Source organism: Bartonella tribocorum, from assembly GCF_002777915.1.
Taxonomy (GTDB): Bacteria; Pseudomonadota; Alphaproteobacteria; order Rhizobiales; family Rhizobiaceae; genus Bartonella; species Bartonella tribocorum_A.
Genome location: NZ_NJGE01000001.1, coordinates 99764 through 121931, shown reverse-complemented (window position 1 = coordinate 121931; position 22168 = coordinate 99764). Strand labels below are relative to the sequence as shown.

The window sequence follows — 22168 nt, the reverse complement described above, 5'->3', positions numbered from 1 at the left end:
CAGACAAAAATCAAGAGGTGTAGATGTATATTAATAAAATGAGCTTTTATAGTACAAATACTTACCTGCATCGTTTTAACGCAATAACTGTGACACAAGTTGAGCTGTATAATCAACCATCGGCACAATCCTTGCATAATTAAGCCGTGTAGGACCAATAACGCCTAAAGCACCAATAACTCTTTGTTGTGAATCACGATAAGGCGCTACGACTAAAGAAGAACCAGAAAGTGAAAATAACTTATTTTCTGAACCAATAAAAATTCGAACCCCTGAACCTTCATCCGTTAAATCGAGAAGCTGTGCCATACTCTCACGTGTTTCAAGATCATCAAACAAATGGCGTAACCGTTCTAAATCTTCTTCTGCTTTCACATCTTCAAGCAAATTACTGCGTCCACGAACAATAAGGTGTATTTTATGATCAGCATCTTCTCCTCCCCAAAGAGCTAATCCCGTCTCAACAAGATGATGTGATAAATCATCAAGTGCAGCCCGTGTCTCTGCACACAGACAAGCAATTTCTTCTTTAGCTTCACTCAATGTACGTCCTTGAATATGAGCATTGAGAAAATTCGTTGCTTCTGTCAATTGTGCATGGGTAACCCCTTCTGGCAAATGAACAATACGATTTTCAACCTCACCTTGTTGAGTCACCAAAACGGCAAGAGCGTGTTCCCTATCAAGGCGGACAAATTCAATATGTTTTAATGTTCCTTCTTGTTTTGTTGCAAGAACAAGCCCTGCCCCACGGGAGAGATCTGAAAGAACTCGGCTTGCTTGAACAAGAAAATGTTCAACCGATTGTGCATGCCCTGCCTCTTTGACTTGCATTTCAATATTTTCTCGCTCCTCATTTGGCAAATCACCCGCTTCCATAAATGCATCAACAAAAAAGCGTAAACCCGATTGGGTTGGCATTCGCCCTGCTGAAACATGCGGTGCATAAATCAAACCAAGATGTTCAAGATCACTCATCACATTGCGAATCGTCGCAGGTGATAATGTCTGTTGTAAAAGTCTTGAAAGATTACGTGATCCTACAGGTTCACCATCATTAAGATAGGCTTCAACAATATGGCGAAAAATATCACGCGAACGCTCATCAAGATATCTTAGTTCATTATCAATAGGTTTGTGCTTCATCACAATTATTTCACTACTTAAAAAACACTCTTCTCTTATATAAGTTTTGCCAAGGTTTGGTCAAATAATCTAAAGTAGTATAAAAACTATATTATCCTATCGCTCCATAAAACACCATCTTTTAGAGTGAGGATACAAGGTATATGAATTATGCATGAGCTGTTTTTATTAGAGTGTGATTGGATATTTAAGACAGATATTAATCTTCTTCAAGGGCTTACCAAGAAAAGCTTGGCTGTTTACAAACCATTATGAGTAGAAAATTATTTTTTTACAAAAGGCTCTCATAAAAAAATCGTCTCTCATGTCTTTTCAATCATTGTCTTAACAAAATACGAAAATTTTTATTTGAATAAAATATCATAAAACGTGTAAAATAATCCTATCATGTAAAATCAAGCAGAATGTGTGTATATATGAGCATTGAAGCTGGTTTTTATCACAAAAATAGTTCCCCTTTCATTTTTGGAGAAATCTATATGAGAAGCATAGCAAATAAAAAACTTGTCATTGCTACACATAACACTGGTAAATTACATGAAATCACCACTTTGGTTGCACCTTTCGGTTTAATAATACAATCAGCAAAAGAGCTTGGTTTGCCAGAACCAAAAGAAACGGGAACGACATTTGAAGAAAATGCTTATATTAAAGCTTTTGCAGCAGCAAAAAAGACAGGACTTCCTGCTCTTTCTGATGATTCAGGATTAGAGGTGGATGCATTGGATGGTGCGCCAGGCGTTTATACTGCTGATTGGGCGATTCAAGCCGATGGTACACGTAATTTTTCAAAAGCGATGCAAAAAATAGAAGATGAACTCCAAAGAATCGGAGCGCGAGAACAAAACCAACGAAAATGCCGTTTTATATCCGTCATTTGCATTGCATGGCCTGATAACCACGCAGATTATTTCCACGGATGCATTGAAGGAACATTCATTTGGCCTCCACGGGGCGATAAAGGCTTTGGCTTTGATCCCATTTTTTTACCAGATGGATATGAAAATACCTTTGGTGAAATGTCAACAGAACAAAAACACAGCTGGCAACACAATGATATTCCCCCTCTTTCACATCGCGCACGGGCTTTTAAACTTTTGGCAAAAAACCTTTTGGCATTCTCATGAATGAACCTTTTGGCATTTATATCCATTGGCCCTTTTGTGCAGCTAAATGTCCCTATTGTGACTTTAATTCACATGTTCGTATCCATGGTGTTGATCAACCACGTTTTGTCACCGCCTTTGAGCGCGAAATAGAAACGCAATACCATAAAATAGGTCCACGTCATATTACGAGTATTTTTATTGGTGGGGGAACCCCCTCTCTTATGGAGCCACAAACCGTTGATGCCCTTTTGCAAGCACTGGCAAGAAAGTGGATACTTGATGATAAAATTGAAATTACATTGGAAGCAAATCCATCCAGTGTGGAAGCAGAACGTTTCCGCGGATACCGTGCGGCAGGCGTTAACCGCTTATCTCTAGGGATACAAGCACTCAATGATAAAGCATTGCGCAAACTTGGCCGACTCCATAATGTGGAACAAGCTCTTTACGCAATTGATTTAGCACGGAAAATTTTTCCACGCTTATCCTTTGATCTTATTTATGCTCGCCCCGAACAAACCCTTGAGCAATGGAAATCTGAACTTGTACAAGCCATTGATTTGGCAGCAGATCATCTTTCTCTTTATCAATTGACAATCGAAGAAGGAACCGCCTTTAAACGACTTCATGATGCAGGAAGGCTTGTCCTCCCCCCATCAGAGCTGGCAGCAGATCTATATCATCTTACCCAAGAAATAACAGCTCTTTATGGACTTCCTGCCTATGAAATCTCAAACCATGCCATGCCTGGTGCTGAATCAGCACATAACCTTCTTTATTGGCGTTATCATCAATATGCAGGCTTTGGTCCAGGAGCACACGGACGTTTTATTGAGAACATATCAAATCATTCTTCCGCCTTTCCAAAAACATCTTTATCACACCTTGAAAACCGTGAACGTTATGTCACAATCAATGAAAAGCACCCCGAACAGTGGCTTGAATTGGTCGAAAAAACAGGACATGGCTGTATTGAAACAGAACGATTAACCACTGAGCAACAAGCAAATGAAATGCTCCTGATGGGGTTACGCCTTTGCGAAGGTTTGGAACTTACACGCTATGAAACCTTAAGCCCCAAACGCATCCCAATGGAAAAACTTATCGATTTACAACACCAAGAATTGGTAGAAATGGTGGATAACCAACGCTTAAAAGCGACAACCAAAGGTCGTATTGTTCTTGATCACATTATCAACCAACTTGCAAACTAAAGTTTTTATAACAATATATTGATTTTAATGATAATTATCTTTTTTATAGCAAAAGCGAAACTAAAAATATCGTAAGATTTTTTCATTTCAAAACTATTTATAATACATTAATTACAACCATCCACTTACCCTCTAAAAGTAGGAAGTTTTGAGATAAAAACTATTTAAAAAGGCGTAAAAATGCTGTTTATAAACAATTTCAAACGCCAAAAGCTATCGCAATATTTTGAGCTAGAAAGTTTATGTTGGTCTCTTTTTTCATAAGCGTAAAGAGAAGTGATGCCCTATAGATTTTATATTACATTATCCATAAGCACCGTTGAATGTAACAAACATTGAAAGCGTTTCTTCAGAATAAGCACGTGAATGCACACTGCAATGATATATTGTTTTTTATAAGAGCGTGGAAAATATTAAGACATACAGTGAAAATAAGCACATTTATGTTGTAGGAAATTTTTAAAAAAGCAGCATATTCTTATGTGTTTTTATAGCTTTAACCTGTCATCACATCAATTGTGATATTAACATTTGTTGTTTTCCATATATGAATTGCACATTAATTTCTTCCCTACACCTTAAAGAACGAATATTTTTAATCCAATCCGATCCTGTAAACAGTCCTACTTCTAAAAAAGGTTTCTCTTGGTTTTCTACTTATGTGGCTCACTGAACTGAAGGCTTTACGAGAAACAATCCAGCTTAAAAAAATGCTGTATTTTAAAACCACCTCATACAATTTAAGTTTTACCTTATACCACAACACCTCAAATGAAAATGTTTTGTGGCAACAAAAGGGTTTTATAGCAAAACAAGATAAAGATATTATTGAACCAAACAATTATTTCTTTATGCAAAAAAATCAATAATGAAACGTTCATAAATAGCTGTTAGCGTTTCTATTGCATCAAGTTCTACACATTCATCAATCATATGCATCGTTTGCCCCGGTAAACCAAATTCAACCACGGGGCAATAATCCTTAATAAATCGCGCATCTGAAGTTCCACCAGACGTGGAACATTCTGGTAAACTCCCCGTTACACTTTTAATAGCATTGGATAAAACTTGAATAAGTTTATCATTTTTGGTCAAAAAAACATCCCCTAAACTTGGAATCCATTCAAGCTGATAAGAGGGATATTGACCATTGTTATTTTTTGGTTGCACCACAGCAAGACGCTTTTCAATTTCCCTCATCAATGTCTCTTTTGTCCAAAGATCATTGTAGCGTATATTAAAACGAACCGTTGTCTTTGCTGGAATAACATTGACCGCCAAATTACCGGTATCAATGGTTGTTAGCTCTAAATTACTAGGTTGAAAATTCTCTGTTCCTTGATCTAAAGCAGTTTGTGTCAATGCATGAATAAGCTTACTTGCCAAAGGCAAAGGATTGGCAGCCCGCTCTGGAAAGGCAACATGACCTTGACGACCTTTCACGGTAATGATACCAGAAATCGATCCGCGGCGACCAATTTTGATAATATCACCAACAGTCTTTACGCTTGTTGGTTCTCCCACAAGAGCCGCAGTCCATTTTTCGCCTTTTTTTTCTGCCCATTTGAGAAGTTTTACCGTCCCATTAATAGCAGGCCCCTCTTCATCACCAGTAATTAAAAGGCTTACCCTTCCTTTAATGGATTGTTTCTCAAAAACACGCGCTAAAGCTGCAATAAAACAAGCAATACCGCCTTTCATATCAACAGCACCCCGCCCATATAATTTTCCCTGATCTATAACAGCCTCAAAAGGGGGATAAGTCCAATCTTCCAGTGCACCTGGCGGTACAACATCCGTATGACCCGCAAACACAAGATGGGGTCCTTCGCTTCCCATTTTTGCATAAAGATTTTCAACATTATCTGTATTTTTATCCGTAAAAATAGGGCGCTCAACATGAAACCCCATTTTCTTCAAAAATTGTTCCAAAGCTGATAAAGCCCCTGCTTCATGAGGTGTAACAGAAGGACAACGAATAAGTGCCTGTAATAGCTGAAGTGGATCTGTAAGAACAGGCATAAAAAAACCTTCCTATTTGTTATAAATCATCGGAACTTAAGGTTATTACGCTGAATAACAAAAAAGATAAAGCAAAAACATTGAAGACACTCAGCAAACCAAGCAGGGGAGGACAATCGTGCTGAGAGCTTCAATGGCTTCCTCATCATGCATGACGAAGCATGCACTCAACGAAACACTCAACAAAAGGTTCCGTTAAATAGTGCTTTCATTTGCAAGTTTTTTACAACTATACTTTATATGAATCAAAATTAATGGCGTGCAGTCTCTGAGCATTTTCTTTCAACCAAGCACGATATGTTTTGCTATCAGGGCAAAGTTTCTCACAAAGAGCCCAAAATCTTGGTCCATGATTCATTTCAACAAGATGAGCAACTTCATGGGCAACAACATACTCAACAACTTCTTTTGGTGCCATAATAAGGCGCCAAGAAAAAGAAAGACGTTTATCAATTGAACAAGATCCCCAACGACTTCTCGTATCTTTATAACAAATGGATTTGACTTTACGCTCTACCTGATGAGCATAATGTGCAACCAAAGGTGTTATAATAAGCGCTGCTTGTTTTTTTAAAACATCAGCAATACGTCTTGGAAGATATTCTAATTGACCATAAACAATAATTTCAGGTCCTTGCTCCGCATCTGCCGTAACAATTTCTGTTATCCCACGTCCTTTTCTATGCTTTATGGTATGAGAAACACCCAATAAGGGAATTGTTGCTCCCTCTTTGAGATAAGCATTTTCATGAGAAATTTGTACACGAGCAAGACGCGCTTCAATCCAAGAGCGATGTTTTTCAATAAAACTTTCAACCGCACAGAGATTTATCGCTGGTGGTATTGTTACAAAAATCTCCTGATTTCTGGCATCAATACGTAAGGTAAGACGGCGCGCATGCCTATTTTCCCGCATTCGTACAGGGATAGGGTGATCAGAAAAAATAAAATGCTTTTCAGAAATGCTCATATATTTATCTTCATCATCAATAAATGGGCCCCCTTATGTTGCATTAATCTGATTAATCAAAGATCTCAAGGCTGTTTCTAGACAATCTAAATCTTGCGGACGAGAAAAACGGTGATCTGCATCACGCACAAGTGTCAATGTTACGTCATGAAGAGGTAAATGATCAAGTAAAGTCAATGTATGCTGATAAGGTATCTTATCATCTTCCATCCCTTGTAGAATATGGATTGGACAGCCAACATCAATACATCCTTGCATGACACAATTTTCGCGTCCATCTTCAATCAATTTTCTTGTAAAAGGCATCGGTTCCTCATCACCGACAGCAGGACGTTCAATATAGCCTTTTTCTTCCAAAATTTTCCATTCTTCAGGGCCTAACTCTGGTTCCACCAATGTTTTTGTAAAATCAGGCGCTGGAGCAATTAATATCATACCAGCAAGCTTCTTATTTTTCTGCGCTAGCATCATAGCAAGCTTTAGTGCAATCCATCCCCCCATAGAGGAACCAACCAAAATTTGCGGTCCCTCACAATAAGTTTCAAAAGTTGCTAAACTTTCTCTCACCCAACGTGAAATCGTTCCTTGAAAAAAATCTCCCTCCGATTCCCCATGGCCAGAGTAATCAAAACGTAAACAAGACAAATCATTTTTTTGAGCAAACTGATCAACCAACATCGCCTTACTTCCCAACATATCGGATTGATAGCCATGAAGCCAAACCAAACCTGGAGAATGGCGCCCTTTGCGATGACGTACTGCAAGAGCAGCGTCCTCAAATGAAAAAAATTGGCAAGAAATATTTTGATTCATGATTCTTTTTCTCCATAAAACAATTTCTTTAAGTTAAGGGAAAAATTTTTATAATCCAAATCATTTAAAAAAGTAACAAATCAAATAATGAAAAAGACACGAATTATAGTTGTTTTTATGTGCATAATTGTATATTAAACTAACTGTTAGTTGAATCAAAATTAAGGAGCATAAACCATTCGTAAACCGTTTAAAATGACACCTACCCAAAAAGACGGACCGCGTTCAAATCAGGATATTCGGGTACCTCATGTTCAGCTTATCAATGATGAGGGACAACATCAAGGGGTTGTTGCGATACAAGAGGCTCTTGCTATGGCTGCAGAAGCTGGGCTTGATTTGGTTGAAATTGTACCAAATGCAGAGCCGCCCGTATGTAAAATCATCGATTTGGGCAAATTAAAGTATCAAACTCAAAAAAAAGCCGCTGAGACACGTAAAAAGCAAAAAGTCATCGAAATCAAAGAAATTAAGATGCGCCCGAATGTTGATGTCCATGATTATGGAGTCAAGCTTAAGGCTGTTCATCGCTTCATTGATCATGGTGATAAAGTAAAGATTACTTTGCGTTTTCGTGGTCGTGAGATGGCTCACCAAGATCTTGGATTAAAGCTTCTTCAGCGTGTGAAAGAAGATACAAGTGAAATTGCCAAGATTGAATTGGAGCCAAAACTTGAAGGGCGGCAAATAATGATGGTGATAGCGCCTAAATAGTTTTTCATTGGATCTGTGTACAACTCATCAAAATGAGCGGATAGGTATCGTTTAAAAGCGCCACAGTGAATTTTGTGGTGCTTTTAGGGTTTTGTAAATGTGTATAGATCCTTGTAAGAGTTTAATAATGCTTCCCTGATTTATAAGAAGAATTCGTTATTTTGCATATCATTTTTATATTAAAAGGAGAGAGTGCGAACATCGGAAGATCTTCTCATTTTGAGTTCTCTTAATTCATAGAATCCAGCAAAGAATCATTTGCTTGTACATCACAAACAGAGATCATGCATAAAATATTAAAAAAGTAGAAATATCTTTTGTGAACCATTTCAAGTGCCAAAAGTTATAACAATATGAAAACTGGTAAAGGAATGATGGTGTTGACTTGAACTTTCATAACCTTAAAGATAATGATGCCCGTTAACAAAACCATCCTTCTCTGTTGTTTGCAATTGCAAAGTACTGATTTATAAATATATTTATTGTTTTGCATATTGAATAAGAGTCCTGAATATCTTCTTTCATTTCAAAACTTTTCAATATGAAATCAAACAAAAATATTCGCTTACGCGTCATAAATGGTGGTATCATATTCATAGAAAGAAGTCATAATCCCCTTATAAATCTTTTCAAGCAACTAGGAAATAGCTGCAATATGGGAATACCAACAGAGGATGGTATCTATATCTTATATATAAATGAAATAGCGGTGCACAGACCATTTGTGGAGGATTTTTTATTAGACAACAAATTGATTTATAATGATATTTCACTGTTTTGCATATTGAATGAAAGACCCAAATATCGTAAGATTCTCTCATTTCAAATCTGTGTATGTTGAATCAATTAAAATCGCTTGCTTGTACATCAAAAGCGGGATGAATGTGTGGGTAAAATCATTAAAGAAAAGACTAAAAATGGCTTTTGTGAACTGTCTCGAGTGCCGAGAGTTGTCGCAAAAACCATAAACTAGCAAATATAATGATGTTGCCGGCTTGCTCCTTTATAAGCGTAAAGATGGCTGAGAGATATTTCTTTACAACAAGCACGTGAACATGCAACTGGGTGGCATCCTATTTTACATAAGGGGAGTAACCCCATTATACGAAATACCGTCGCATAAGGGAATATGATATGTTAAAAGAAGAAAGCTATTTTTGTAAAAAAGATTAAGGAGCTTTTTAATTAAGATCGCTTCAATCTTGCATAAAACAGCAAGAAAATATAGAAGCACTACATGGCCAAAAAACAACTTTCCTCTTTTGATAAACATCTTATTATCCGCCTTTTGCGAGAAAATTTTCATAAACATGCGCGTTGGTACAGTGCCGCTATTATCTCAATGATCATCATTTCTTGCACAACTGCAACCAGTGCATGGATTATGCGTGATGTTGTTAATTATATTATTGATGCGCAGAATTTTACTATAATCGTTTTGATTTCTAGCTTTATTGCGTTTATCTTTATCCTTAAAGGAATTGCAACTTTTGCCCAAACTTACTTTTTAAGCAAAGCAGGTAATAGTATCATTGCTGAACAACAGCGCAAAATTTATGCGCGTCTTATGGAACAAGGTGTCTCTTTTTATCATAATAACACGTCATCTGATCTGCTTGTTCGCGTAACCCATAATGCGACAGCTGTGCGTAATATCATTGATACTATTATCACAACTTTCGTACGTGATTTGCTTTCCGTGAGTGGACTATTGCTTGTCATGTTCATTCAAAACTTTATGTTAATCTCCATTACTTTAATCGTAGGACCACTGGCTTTTTTAGGTGTTCGAATGGCTTTAAAACGCGTTCGCCGCCTTATGGAAAAAGAACTTCTTTCACTTGGTGAAATTATAAAAATCGTGCAGGAAACAGCTGTTGGCATTCGAGTCATCAAGGCTTTTTCGCTAGAAGAAGTCATGAAAAAAAGAATGGACAAAGCCATTTGTGATGTTGAAAAACAAACAAACAGTATTGCAACACTTGAAGCTATTACCAATCCGATTATGGAAACACTCACAGGTGTTGCTATTGCCGGTATTATCTGCTTTTCCGGTTACCTCGCAACCCAACGCGCGGGTGTTCAAGGTGAATTTATGTCCTTTATTGTTGCTTTACTTTTAGCTTATGAACCCGCAAAAAGACTAGCAAATGTCCGTGTCAAAATTGAATCTGGCTTGGTTAATATCCGTACAATGTTTGAAATACTCGATCGTCCTCTTACAGTTATAGAACATAAAGAAGCTAAAGATTTGAATAAAACGCAAGGAGCTATTCGTTTCGAGCATGTTTCTTTTGCATATACTGATAACAAAATGGTATTGAAAGACTTCAATCTAGAAATAGAAGCTGGGAAAATGACAGCATTGGTGGGACCATCTGGTTCAGGAAAGTCAACCCTTATCAATCTTATTATGCGCCTCTATGACCCTACAAAAGGACGAATATTGATTAATGATCAAGATATCCGCTACACAACTTTTCGTTCTCTGAGAAATTTGATGGCCTATGTAGGGCAAGATACTTTTCTCTTTCAAGGAACCGTTAAATATAATATTGGACTTGGAAGAGAAGGCGCTCGGGATGACGAAATTATTGCAGCAGCAAAAGCAGCAAATGCTCATGACTTTATTATGCATTTGCCAAATGGTTATGATACACAAATAGGCGATAATGGCTGTAATCTTTCAGGAGGACAAAAACAACGACTCGCTATTGCTAGAGCAATGATTCACGATAGTGAAATTCTGATTCTTGATGAAGCAACAAGCGCGCTTGATTCACACACCGAAGCCCAAATTAATGAAGCCATTCATCACCTTACCAAAGGACGTACAACGATCATTATTGCTCATCGCCTTTCAACGATTGCTCGTGCCCATAAAATTGTGGTCATCAAAAATGGACAACTGATTGAACAAGGAACTCAGAAAGAATTACTCGCAAAAGAACATGGGTTTTATAAAAAACTTCATAACATCCAGTTCAAAAAACACACGCCCTAATTTCTAGGTATTTAAATAAGATTTAAAATAAAAAATGGCTAGAAGCTAGTGCCCCATTTGTGAAAGCAAAATTACAAAGGAAAATATTACGTTAATCAGGAATTAGCAAAGAATTTACGGTTTATTAAGAACAAACTTCTTGGATTTAGATGAACGCCTTTCCTTCTATTTTGTTGAATAAAATTGATTTTTAATCACATAACTTGAAAACAAAAACCTTCTTCTCTTTTTAAGTAAAGTAATGAAATATCCGTCAATTTTACGAATCCTAAAAGGGAAAATTCCATAAAGTTTTGAAAAAATTTTCACGAAGAAGGAGGAATCTAGATTGATGCTATCTTTATCCATATTTATCTCTACACTGATGATTTTTTCTTCTTCACACCTTAAAAATACAAAGCACCTGTTGTACATCATAAAAAAACATTAGTGTATCCATAAAAACGCTTAAGATAAACAATAAAATACCTCTAATCTTTAAAGTACAAAGGTTGTCGACAACATGAAAAATTGAAAATAAAGTGATAATGCCAACTTATATCTTCATTAATAACGGTAGTATGAATTTTATACCATTTATGAGAGATATTTTATATCATTTCACAAGCAGTATTGTGAAATAGGATCAAGTGCACACGGAGAAATGTTTCTTTAAAACAAGCCTATTTTGCGACAACGTTCGTGAACTTTACAATGATAAATCCATTGAGCACTCCTATCTTTACACTTATGGAGTGACAAGCTGACGCCATTTACATTATTTTTTCCAAATCCCAATGTTGCAATAGGCCTTAGCTCTCGAGATGATTCATAAGGGGCATTTTTAGTCATTTCTTAATCGTTTTTATCTCCACGTGGGGCATCTCCACTTGTAACATGCAAACGAATGGTTTTGATTGCTTCAATATGAGAGAGACTTGCAATAAGAAAAGCTTACAGCATTCAAAGTTTTAATTCAAACTGAATAACGATAAATTATATTTTATAAATCAATATGTTGTATACATTATACTCTTTAGCAAACAGCATGAAATGAGATTGAGAATAAGATTTAAGTATTTCTCTAAATATAGATAAGCGAAAATAATATACTCTCTTTCGTCAAGATTTTAGCTCTTTAGAGTATGTCATAAACAAAAAAACCAACTATTTTAGATCCTTTTCTTCACACCACAACAAAACACTTCTCCTTTGAGTGTATTCCTAGTCTAGGCCTCTTTCCTCAGCCTTAGAAATGAGAGACAAAAAATAAAGAATTTGTTTTTTAAACTTTAATCTTTAGTAGTCTCTTTCATAAAAAAGACCAATACTAGAATTTTGTTCATTTCCTATAGAGCCTTTCGCTTTGAGATGACGCGAAATATCCAAATTAATTGTCCCTTTCGTGGTTCCATCAGACCCTGCTTCAAAGCCTAAATAAATGTTATTGTGTATGTAGCGACCAATACGTAAGCCTGTATTACCCTTTTCATTAACGATAACATCAAGATCATCAAGCCCAATTTTAGTTCGTAAAGTATTTAACAAAGATGTATTAGAAGCACCGGCAAGATCAGCTGCTGCTGCCGCAAGTTGAGCAATCTGAAATGGTGAGAGTTCATTAAGAGAGCGATTAAAAATCAAACGCGCCAAAATCTCATCCTGTGGCAAATTCGGTTGTGAAGAAAAATTAATATCAAGATTATCAATCGTTCCACTTACGGTTACAGTAACGCTAATGTCACCACTGTTATTGTTGCTTACAAAATAAACCGTAGGATTAAGATTACCGCTAAAACTCGCTTGTCCTTGATCAAAATTAAGACGTTGTGAAAGAATATCAAAACGTCCACGAATCATTCTAAACTCACCTACTGGATGCACATCATTTAATGGACCTGCTAAATTAATACGCCCTCCCAGTTCGGCATCTACCCCTTTTCCCCGCACAAAAAATTGATTACGTGCTGTAACACGTATATTTGATAGTACAACAGATGACGATTCTTCTGCGACATTAGGACTTTTGTTCGTGCTCTTAACATCAGCACGTTCAAGCGTTGTTTGAATTTGTTTTGTCAAATTTTTATTTCTAACATCAAGAAACTTAGCATTTTTAAAATGATCAGGAACCAAAATTTCAGCTTTTTCAACGATGATATCACCACCAATAACAAGATCACTTAGAAAATGACCTTTCATTGTCATGTCACCTGACAATGTTGCAAGAATCATAGAACCGTCATTATAATTGGCATTATCAAGATGAAAGATTAAATCACTCTCTAGATCATTAGAAATACGACCTGAAGCAGAAACTCCTCCTCCCTCAGACGAAGAAGCTGAAGCTTTCTCTATAAAAATATGATCGCCATTTAATTTGCCTTCAAGCGCTATATTATTCAATCCTACATTGGTTTTTGAATCAAAAAAGCTACCATCACCGATAGAAATATTTCCTATAAATTGTGGCTTTGATAACGCACCATTAAGAACTGTATCAACTCTTGCTGTACCCGCTATATACGCACCACGCTTAGCTAATAAGAGATTAACAAAATCAAGAGGCATTATTCCTTTAACGTTTAATTTTGCCTCTGAACCATTAAGAGAAATAGGCCCATGGATGGAAAGATCTAATCCTTTATCTCCTGTTGCTATCATATTTTCAATATGAAATGTTGGTTTTTTATAAGAACCACGAGCATTTATATTGATTAACATCGGTCCTTTAGGCGTCATAGCGGTTAAACTTTGACTAGAAAGCTCAAAATGAGCAGATGGATCCTTCATTGTCCCGCCAATATCAACTTTGCCTATCACCGTTCCATCAAGCGCTTGTCCTGCAATAAAGCTATTGGCCAAACGTGCAGATAAATTTTGCAAATTAATATGGAGATCAAGCTTGTCTTTCTCTAAAGATACAAGCCCCTGAGCTTGTGCTTGTACTCCTTCTCCTGTTAAACTTGCATTCAAAGTAAGGTTTTGATCTAAGATTTTCCCCATAGCAGAAAGCGAAAAAGGCGTAATCTTTTTGTCTTGAAGAGCAATAGTCGTCAGTCCTTCCCCTTTTATATCATAGGTTATATCAGGTTTTTTAAAATGACCCCGAATCATAACCTGTCCTGTTACACTCCCTGCTGCTCCAAGATCGGATTTCCACAGATTGGCTAAAGTAGCAGGAAGAGAATCTACGGTAAGTTGTAAATTCAGGGTATCTTGAATATTCCCTGCAAGAGTCATTTTACCGCCATTTATTGCAATTCCTAATTCATTGATTGTCATTCCATCGTTATCAAAAACAATTATCGAAGGTTTCGGCAATGTTGCATGAAAATGGTGTTGTTTTAAATCTATGGTTTCAATTTTCACTTCTCGTTTTATGCCTTGTGGAAGTTCTACGCCCATTACACGACCAGAAAGCTGTGCATTAAGAGCATCATGCACCATCGCTTGGACAGTAAAAACCGTTTGTTCATTATTTCTATTGGCGTAAGCATTTAGACGATTGACCATTATCAAAGGAGTTTGGATATGCTCTGCATTGATAACGCCTTCAAACTGTGTCGTACCAAAAGGATCGAATATGTCGGCATCTATTGCAAGTTTTTTTATTTTATTCTTGGCAAAATTCAAATGGTTAACATGCGCCTTTACATGGGCTTTTTGTTGGCCATTTTGTTCATCAAAAATAAAATCTCCTTTTACTTTTCCGCTCCCATCCTGCAAAAATAGTGCTGAAAGTGCTGAAATATCATCGGCATCAATATGTAGCGTTCCTTTCAAAAAACCTCCAAGTTGTTGAGAAAGATCACCCATTATTTTTGCGTCCCCCCCTTTAATATCGATATTTTCAAGTTTTCGAATTTTATGAGAATCTTTAAAAGAAGCAGACAAATGTAGCGGTTTATGAGCAAAAATTCCATCACCTTTTACAGACCCTGTTAAAGAAGTAATTGGTGCTGTATTATCGACAAGTGCCTTTATGTTAAGTGTTGTGTTTTGAAGTTTTTTCCCCACAATGAACGCTTCAGCAACATGAGCACTTGTATTGAGTTTTATGTGGCTATTGCGCCCTCTTGCTGTCCCTTGAATGGTAAGTGCACCGCTTATCTTCGGATTTAATTTGGTAAGATCAGATATTTGAGCAAACAAGTCCATTTTAGCGCTTTCATCCGAAAAATAACCATTAGCCTGTATGTTGGTATATTGATTTTTTAAATTTAAATGACGTAAAATAAAACCCGTTGTATTTCGAGCAACACCACCTGAAAGAGTGATATTTCCTTTGAATAAACGATCAAAAGGCTGCACGCCTATTTTCATATTGTCAGCCATTCCTGATAATTTCAGATCAAAAATTCCACTCAATAAACCAATCGTTCCTTTGGCTTTAATATCTGCATTACCAGAGAGTGGTTGTTTACTAAACATCTCCAAAAGAGCTAATGTTTGGGCTTTTAAACCAAGATCGCCTTTAAAAACAAAATGCTCCATTGTCCCTTTTAACCAAGAAGAAAAACCCTGAGCCGTAATACTAAAATCATGAATCAAAATGGGTTTATTCGAAACAATATCCGTATCTAAATGCACATGAGCTGCTTGACTTAAATCTTCTACCAACGCTCCCTTAATCTTTTTTACCCCTTGAAGCGTTCCGTTAACCTGAACACCAACATGACGAGAAGCCGCATTATCAAGATTTTCGCTTACACCTCCCATATCAAAAACTGCATCACGAATATAAATATTTTTATTGCTCAAATGATGTACAACCAACCGCCCATTCCATGACTGCTGTCCTTCGCGACCATAGTCAATGTTTAAAGCAATATTATTTGCAGGTTTTGGCGCCTCTGATATTGGTAAATGAATAGACCCCTTTTCGTTATCAAGAGCCATTTTTCCATCAACAAAAAGCCGCCGCAAAAAACCATCGGTGGTTATTTCAGCATTGGCAATAACATTCATTTCTTTACTCTGAAGTACCATCTGATCAAGGTGAGTCGCCCCCTCTCTTGTTCTTCTTGCCTCTGCTTTTAATGTTATATCAGATGCGAAGAAACGACGATATTGAGCAGGCACTAAAAGGCCCAATCTTCCCTCTAGTTTCGTGGAAAAACTGTGTCCTTCTGAAACACTTGCAAGAATAACATTACCATCTAAAATAGAATGATGATCGGCGTCTAAAGAAAGTTTGATAACCAAATCATCAAAAGTACCATCACCTTTAATTGCCAGATTTAATGCTGGACGTTTTTCAATGTTAAAAACATTTGCCAAAATACCATTTGATGGTTCATCAGCAGAGATATCAATCTGAGCTGTACGATTGCTCTCAGATATCTTAGTAAGAACGGAAAAAGAACCCGGTGCATCTAAACGATGCGCTGCTATATCAACATCAAAATTACCACTCGCCAAAGTGAAACTGCCTTCTAAGGACATATCAGCAGGAAAACCCAAAAGATTCTGGTCAAACGTCACATGCTGCGCTGTAAGCGTATTGATAAAAAGAGCAAGTGGCAATTTTGGTACAGAAAACCTACCCGTCTCAAGGGAAGAAATAAAAGAAGAATTGCCTTGTGGTTTGCGTAAAAACGTAACCTGTTCTGCCGAAAGCTGATTAATATCCACCCGCCCTCTTAGCAACGCTAGACGATTCCAATCCATTTTAGCATTAGTAATTTTAAGCCAAACCCCCTTTTTATCACTGATAGTAATAGCATCAATGGATGTTTGAGAAGATAGCTTTCCTTGCATATTATGTAAACGAACTTGACGATTAGGTGCTGAAAGCTTGCGTTCAATTAAAGAAACGAACCATGAACGATCATCTGCTATCTCTTCGTTAGAAGGAAAACGGTCTTCTCTCTGCGCAAAAACAAAACCACCGACTAAAAAAAACACAAGCCCAAAGAAGAAAGCTAATAAACGTACACTTTTTTTCATTAAAATGCTTGTCCTATACCTACATAAAAACCAATGCGAGGATCACCCTGCTCTCTCTTTAAAGGAAAGGCTAAATCAACGCGTAAAGGACCAAGACCCGTCATATAGCGACCTCCTATACCGGCTCCCCATTTAATTTTTTGAGAAAAGTTAAACTTCGCCTTTTCTCCTACGAGACCTCCATCAAGAAAACTGACCAATCCTATTTTATCATTTAAAGAAACACGCAATTCTGCCGATCCCTCAATAAGCGCTCGTCCACCAACAACCGCATCATTTTCTGTTTTGATACCAATATTACGATAAGCATAACCACGAACAGAGCCCCCACCACCAGCAAAAAAGAGCGTATCCGCAGGAACTTGCGCTGTATCATTCCCAAGAATTGTACCAAGCTTTGCCCGTGTAGCAAAAACAAAACGATCCCCTTCATCCAACGCCCAATAAGAACGGCCTTCTGCCGTTACTTTTGCAACAAAGTTGCTAAAACGCATTTCATAAAAAGGCTCAATCAGGACTTCACCATATAACCCTTTTGTTGCATTGAACTTATTATTACGACTATCGTAAATCAAACCGGTAGGAAAACCAATGGTTGTAAAATTACGGCTCCCAAAATAAATATCACGTGAGTAACCATTTGAAACTTCTATAGCAGTATGTCCCGATAGATGACTATTAAAAATATGCGTAATACCTAATTTCCCTTTGATGGCTTTTGTTGTATAATTTTCTAGAACATCTTGTTGTATTTTTAATTCTGATCTGAAATCTGTATCAGGCGTGAGTACACCAGGTTTTATAAACGTACCACCGAAAAGATAATCAAAATTCTTAAAATTATAGGATTGTTTTTTGTTACCGCCAACACCACTTATTTTTGTTTCAAGTTTAAGGGTCTCTGCGTGACCAAAAAGATTGTTATGCATCCAATAAGCTTCAAAACCAGCACCATCTAATGTTGAATAACCGCCACCTATACCGAAACGACGCGGTTTACGTTCTTGTACAACAAGCATAAGCGGTAAACTGCCATCTGGGTTAATGGTATCAGCCTCACGTATATTGATAGCACGAAAAACACCTAAGCGTGCAAGACGTTCATTTGCCCTAGCTAACGCATCGGAATCGTATTTCTGACCTAGCTTCAATCCGGTCATCCATGCGATATAATCTGAATCTACATGGGGGTTCTTACTTATATTCCGTACACTTAAAGGACCATAATAAGCCTTTTGTCCAGGATCAACAACAATCCGTCCTTCAACACGCAATGCAGCATGGTCAGCTACGATATCACTTTTCATAATTTTAGCTTTAGCATAACCTTGTTGACGCCATCCTTCTACCGCCCATTTTTCTGCTTTCAAAATGGTTTCAGATTTGGCAATAGCTCCAGCTTTATAGCCCAATTTTTCAAGTGTGGGCATTTTATGCGCTTTACGTTTTTCATAAGGCGCTACTTTATCAATATCTGCAATACTAAAAATATATTGTGGACCAGCATTAATGGTAATAACAATATTGGATTGTGCTGGAAGTTGCGTTACTGGACTTAAATCAGCGGCTTCTAAACCATTAATTTTAATACTAATAACACCACCATAGCGCCCGTCAGCATAAAGAGCAGAAAGAATAGCCCGATAATCTGAACGCGCTTTAGCTAGCAAACCAGAAGAACTCGCAGATGCTTTGTCTTTATCTGCAAAAAGAGAAGAGACAGATTTAACTATTTTTATTCCTTCTGATGGCGCCCCTGGTGGTGTAATAATATTAACTTTATAAAATTTCTCTGTACTTTTGACATATTGTGAAGAAGAATTTGTTTTCTTTTGACCAAAAAGAGGAATACCGAAAAAATCAAATGCAGCAAGAGGCTGTGGAAAAGCAAAAGCGAAACACAACCCTATAAATACACAGCGCACAGTTCCTGATTTTAACAAAATTTTTGTTTGGTATACCATAAATCAGATACCTTTAATACACTTTGCATCTACTACACTTTAAATAATATAAAATAAGAAAGGTAAATATAACTACTTTGCATACTTTACACGTTTTATCACATCAAATAACACTCTGCGATACATAACGTCACCCTCCCCTCATATCTTCACAAAATTCTGCTCTGTTGTGTCATACAAACAGCCTTATTTTTTTTCCTTAACATATTCATTTAGCTTATTATAAATGTTTTATTGCGCTCCATATTATCATGGTTAAATTTGTACAAATAACTTGCCATGAGAACGCTCCAAAAACCTGCGTACGTATATAGATCTCTCCATTTAAAAAACCATAGATGTGCTTCTTGATTTTTATGCGTAGATATGATTGTCTTTCCCGAGTCTAAAGGGGGGATATAAATGATCGCACGTATTACAACTGTTGCTTTTCGCGGTCTAGAAGCAGTCCCTGTCGATGTACAGGTTATGATTTCGTCCGGTAAAATGGGAATGGCTATTGTTGGATTAGCCGATAAGGCCGTTGCAGAAAGCCGTGAACGTGTACAAGCAGCCCTCCATGCTTGTGGGCTTTCTATGCCAACCAAACGAATTACGATTAATCTTGCACCAGCTGATTTGCCTAAAGAGGGATCACATTATGATTTGCCAATTGCTGTAGGCTTAATGCTTGCTATGGGAATTCTCCCTCCCGAGGTAGCACAAGAGTACGTTATTTTAGGTGAATTGTCACTGGATGGTTCACTTACCGCTGTCAATGGCGTTTTACCAGCTGCCATGACAGCTGTATCGCTCGATAAAGGACTGATTTGTCCCTTTGAATGTGGACCTGAAGCAGCATGGGTAAATGCGGAAATAAATATTCTTGCCCCAGAAACTCTTCTTACTATCGTCAATCACTTTAAAGGAACCCAAATTCAAAAACGTCCACAACCACGCCAATATACTATTGAAACTGAACTTCCAGATCTTTGCGAAATCAAAGGACAGAAAATAGCTAAACGTGCCTTAGAAGTTTGTGCTGCTGGACGCCATAACCTTTTGTTTGTCGGTCCTCCTGGTGCTGGAAAATCTATGTTGGCGCAACGCTTACCTTCTATTTTACCCCCTCTTGATAGTCGTGAGCTTTTAGATGTCTCTCTGATTGCTTCTATTACAGGAGAAACAGTTCACAATACCATTTCACTTCATTGCCCCTTTCGTGCTCCACATCATTCTGCTTCTATGGCTGCAATGATTGGTGGGGGGCTTAAAGGACGACCAGGGGAAGTATCACTTGCTCATAATGGTGTCTTATTTCTTGATGAATTGCCTGAATTTTCTCCGCAAGTTCTTGATTCTCTTCGTCAACCTTTAGAAAGTGGAGAAGCGGTTATAGCCCGCGCTAATCACCATATCAGCTATCCTGCTCGCTTCCAACTTATCGCCGCAATGAATCCTTGCCGATGTGGTATGGCAGGTGAAAAAGGCCATGTTTGTGCTAAAGGAATACGCTGTCAAATCGATTATCAATCCCGTCTTTCTGGTCCGCTTCTCGATCGAATTGATTTACGGATTGATGTTCCTGCTTTAACAGCGATAGACCTTATGCAACCAGAGCAATCAGAAAAAAGCTGTAATGTTGCCAAACGCGTCGCACGGTGCCGTACCATTCAAGCCAAACGTTTTGCAACACTAGGATTTGACCATATTCGGACCAATGGCGATTGCCCTGCCAAAATTATAGAACAAATTGCCATTCCGGATAAAAATGCCGCCATACTTTTACGAGATGTAAGTGAAAAAATGCACCTTTCTGCACGTGCTTATCATCGCATTCTCAAAGTTGCACGTACAATTGCTGATCTTGATGGATCGAACAATCTTTCACGCCATCATCTTGCAGAAGCCATCTCCTATCGGCTCGGTACGGAAAGATTAACAGCTCTTAACTAAAAAAACTGTTTATCAGTAAAAACTTATTGGAAAGTAACGCAAATAAAGCTCTGTAAGTTTACCATCCTCTTCTAAAGATTTTAGTGCATAATTGAGGATATCAATCAATTTTTCGTTCTTTTTTGCAACAGCAAGCTGCATTCCCTGCCCCAATAACTGCGGAGCCATATATGCCCCCCCAACAAAATGGCAGCAATCAACAGATTTTTGATTTTTGAACCACAACGATAAAGCAAATCCATCATCAAAAATAAGATCAATTTTATGCTCCTGTAAGGCTTTATAGAGCTCTTCCCTTTCTTTAAATCCTTGCCATTGTGCTTTAGGAAAATAGTAATGAAAGAGCTTTTCGTGAATACTTTTAGACAAAACACCGCTGGTTAAATGGATCAATTGATCGCTTATTGGCTCATCGAGATTCAATTTTTGAGAAGCAACAAATCGCGCTGGAAAGCGCAAATATGACTTTGTAAAAACAAGATCTTGCTGAGTTTGACTTGTTTCTTTTAAACCCGCAATAATAACTTCTGCACCACCATTTTTGACATGTTCTACAAGCTCTTCCCAAGGAACCACTTCTACTTCACAAAATTCCTCTAATTTTAATTTTGAGCAAATAGCACGCAATAAATCGATATTATAACCTGCAAGATGCCCCGTTTGATCCAGAAAATTAAAGGGAGGAAAATCAAAAGTTGTTACAAAACGCAAACGAATAATATCCCTAGTATCAGGCTGGACCAAATGTTCATGCGAATCAAAAAAAGAAGGCAGCCTTTCAGCTATTTCAGCTTCTGCGTAAAAGGAAAATAGAAATCCCCCTGCTACAAATAAAATGCGCATAAAAATAGTATATAGATTGTAGAGTAAAAAGTACCGTAAACACCATTGAAGATGTTTTACATGTGTAGGTTTTCTTATTTTCAAACTCTCTCCCCCCATTTTTCAAAGCCAAAATGCAACTCTACTTGGCTATTATCTAACGCACTTCACCAAAATATCTGCCGCTTAATCAATAAAACTCTTGCTCTTTTTTAAAATTATTAAAATTTTTAACAATTTTCATATATTTTTTCAAACACATTGAAAATGCTTTAACTTTTGATCTCAAGATTTCCAACACAAGTGTATAAAAAGCAACTTGAAAGAAATAAACCTTATGCTTTCACAAAATATTTGACATTATACTTTTCAAATATCGTCGTAAAATAAATCTTGGAACATTGAGAAATTCTTCTTAAAAAAGTACGTGAATAAATAACACAATAGTGTTTTATTTTGAATGAGAAATGTAACCTCCATGACAAGAATAACATAAGCAAATATACACAATATTCTCATCTCAA

General features: G+C 37.2%; 12 protein-coding genes. 5 read left to right on the top strand and 7 right to left on the bottom strand.

Annotation, left to right across the window (positions count from 1 at the left end):
• Positions 1-75: 75 nt before the first annotated feature.
• Complete coding sequence (gene hrcA, locus CER18_RS00475) at positions 76-1146, bottom strand: heat-inducible transcriptional repressor HrcA (RefSeq protein WP_100128155.1); 1071 nt, start codon at positions 1144-1146, stop codon at positions 76-78.
• Between the two features lie 479 nt (positions 1147-1625).
• Between hrcA and rdgB the strand changes: the two genes are divergently transcribed.
• Entirely contained in the window at positions 1626-2273 is a 648-nt protein-coding gene (rdgB, locus tag CER18_RS00470) for an RdgB/HAM1 family non-canonical purine NTP pyrophosphatase (RefSeq protein ID WP_100128245.1), read from the top strand.
• Entirely contained in the window at positions 2270-3469 is a 1200-nt protein-coding gene (gene hemW / locus CER18_RS00465) for a radical SAM family heme chaperone HemW (RefSeq protein ID WP_100128154.1), read from the top strand. Before rdgB ends, hemW begins: the two co-directional genes overlap by 4 nt.
• Positions 3470-4318: 849 nt before the next feature.
• On the opposite strand, the gene dapE is transcribed toward hemW, so the two are convergent.
• From dapE to CER18_RS00445, 3 genes are all read right to left on the bottom strand, one after another.
• On the bottom strand, positions 4319-5491 hold the full coding sequence (gene dapE / locus CER18_RS00455) for a succinyl-diaminopimelate desuccinylase (RefSeq protein WP_100128152.1): 1173 nt from the start codon (positions 5489-5491) through the stop codon (positions 4319-4321).
• Between the two features lie 229 nt (positions 5492-5720).
• Positions 5721-6461: a M48 family metallopeptidase gene (locus CER18_RS00450; RefSeq protein WP_100128151.1), complete on the bottom strand. Its 741-nt coding sequence runs from the start codon at positions 6459-6461 to the stop codon at positions 5721-5723.
• 33 nt (positions 6462-6494) lie between these two features.
• On the bottom strand, positions 6495-7274 hold the full coding sequence (locus tag CER18_RS00445) for an alpha/beta hydrolase (RefSeq protein WP_100128150.1): 780 nt from the start codon (positions 7272-7274) through the stop codon (positions 6495-6497).
• A gap of 195 nt (positions 7275-7469) precedes the next feature.
• Here CER18_RS00445 and infC point away from each other — a divergent pair, with 195 nt between their 5' ends.
• Both infC and CER18_RS00435 read left to right on the top strand, forming a co-directional pair.
• Positions 7470-7988, top strand: a complete 519-nt coding sequence (gene infC / locus CER18_RS00440) for a translation initiation factor IF-3 (RefSeq protein WP_100128149.1) — start codon at positions 7470-7472, stop codon at positions 7986-7988.
• 1237 nt (positions 7989-9225) lie between these two features.
• Positions 9226-10992: an ABC transporter ATP-binding protein gene (locus CER18_RS00435; RefSeq protein WP_100128148.1), complete on the top strand. Its 1767-nt coding sequence runs from the start codon at positions 9226-9228 to the stop codon at positions 10990-10992.
• Positions 10993-12270: 1278 nt separating this feature from the next.
• On the opposite strand, the gene CER18_RS00425 is transcribed toward CER18_RS00435, so the two are convergent.
• Both CER18_RS00425 and CER18_RS00420 read right to left on the bottom strand, forming a co-directional pair.
• Positions 12271-16923 (bottom strand): translocation/assembly module TamB domain-containing protein, encoded by a 4653-nt coding sequence (locus tag CER18_RS00425; protein ID WP_100128146.1) that lies wholly within the window; start codon positions 16921-16923, stop codon positions 12271-12273.
• A complete protein-coding gene (locus CER18_RS00420; RefSeq protein WP_100128145.1) occupies positions 16923-18887 on the bottom strand; it encodes an autotransporter assembly complex protein TamA in 1965 nt (654 codons plus the stop codon). The genes CER18_RS00425 and CER18_RS00420 overlap by 1 nt, the downstream gene beginning before the upstream one ends.
• A 402-nt stretch (positions 18888-19289) precedes the next feature.
• On the opposite strand from CER18_RS00420, the gene CER18_RS00415 reads away from it, so the two are divergent.
• Complete coding sequence (locus CER18_RS00415; RefSeq protein WP_100128144.1) at positions 19290-20822, top strand: YifB family Mg chelatase-like AAA ATPase; 1533 nt, start codon at positions 19290-19292, stop codon at positions 20820-20822.
• Between the two features lie 12 nt (positions 20823-20834).
• Here CER18_RS00415 and CER18_RS00410 read toward each other — a convergent pair whose 3' ends face one another.
• Positions 20835-21764, bottom strand: coding sequence for a transporter substrate-binding domain-containing protein (locus tag CER18_RS00410; protein ID WP_100128143.1), 930 nt, complete (start codon positions 21762-21764; stop codon positions 20835-20837).
• Between the last annotated feature and the right edge of the window lie 404 nt (positions 21765-22168).

What these genes read in the sequence shown, in the direction of transcription:
- CER18_RS00410 (WP_100128143.1), bottom strand. Translation starts at nt 21,764, where the DNA reads ATGGGGGGAGAGAGTTTGAAAATAAGAAAACCTACACATGTAAAACAT.
- hrcA (WP_100128155.1), bottom strand. Translation starts at nt 1,146, where the DNA reads ATGAAGCACAAACCTATTGATAATGAACTAAGATATCTTGATGAGCGT.
- CER18_RS00425 (WP_100128146.1), bottom strand. Translation starts at nt 16,923, where the DNA reads ATGAAAAAAAGTGTACGTTTATTAGCTTTCTTCTTTGGGCTTGTGTTT.
- dapE (WP_100128152.1), bottom strand. Translation starts at nt 5,491, where the DNA reads ATGCCTGTTCTTACAGATCCACTTCAGCTATTACAGGCACTTATTCGT.
- infC (WP_100128149.1), top strand. Translation starts at nt 7,470, where the DNA reads ATGACACCTACCCAAAAAGACGGACCGCGTTCAAATCAGGATATTCGG.
- CER18_RS00445 (WP_100128150.1), bottom strand. Translation starts at nt 7,274, where the DNA reads ATGAATCAAAATATTTCTTGCCAATTTTTTTCATTTGAGGACGCTGCT.
- CER18_RS00420 (WP_100128145.1), bottom strand. Translation starts at nt 18,887, where the DNA reads ATGGTATACCAAACAAAAATTTTGTTAAAATCAGGAACTGTGCGCTGT.
- CER18_RS00435 (WP_100128148.1), top strand. Translation starts at nt 9,226, where the DNA reads ATGGCCAAAAAACAACTTTCCTCTTTTGATAAACATCTTATTATCCGC.
- rdgB (WP_100128245.1), top strand. Translation starts at nt 1,626, where the DNA reads ATGAGAAGCATAGCAAATAAAAAACTTGTCATTGCTACACATAACACT.
- hemW (WP_100128154.1), top strand. Translation starts at nt 2,270, where the DNA reads ATGAATGAACCTTTTGGCATTTATATCCATTGGCCCTTTTGTGCAGCT.
- CER18_RS00450 (WP_100128151.1), bottom strand. Translation starts at nt 6,461, where the DNA reads ATGAGCATTTCTGAAAAGCATTTTATTTTTTCTGATCACCCTATCCCT.
- CER18_RS00415 (WP_100128144.1), top strand. Translation starts at nt 19,290, where the DNA reads ATGATCGCACGTATTACAACTGTTGCTTTTCGCGGTCTAGAAGCAGTC.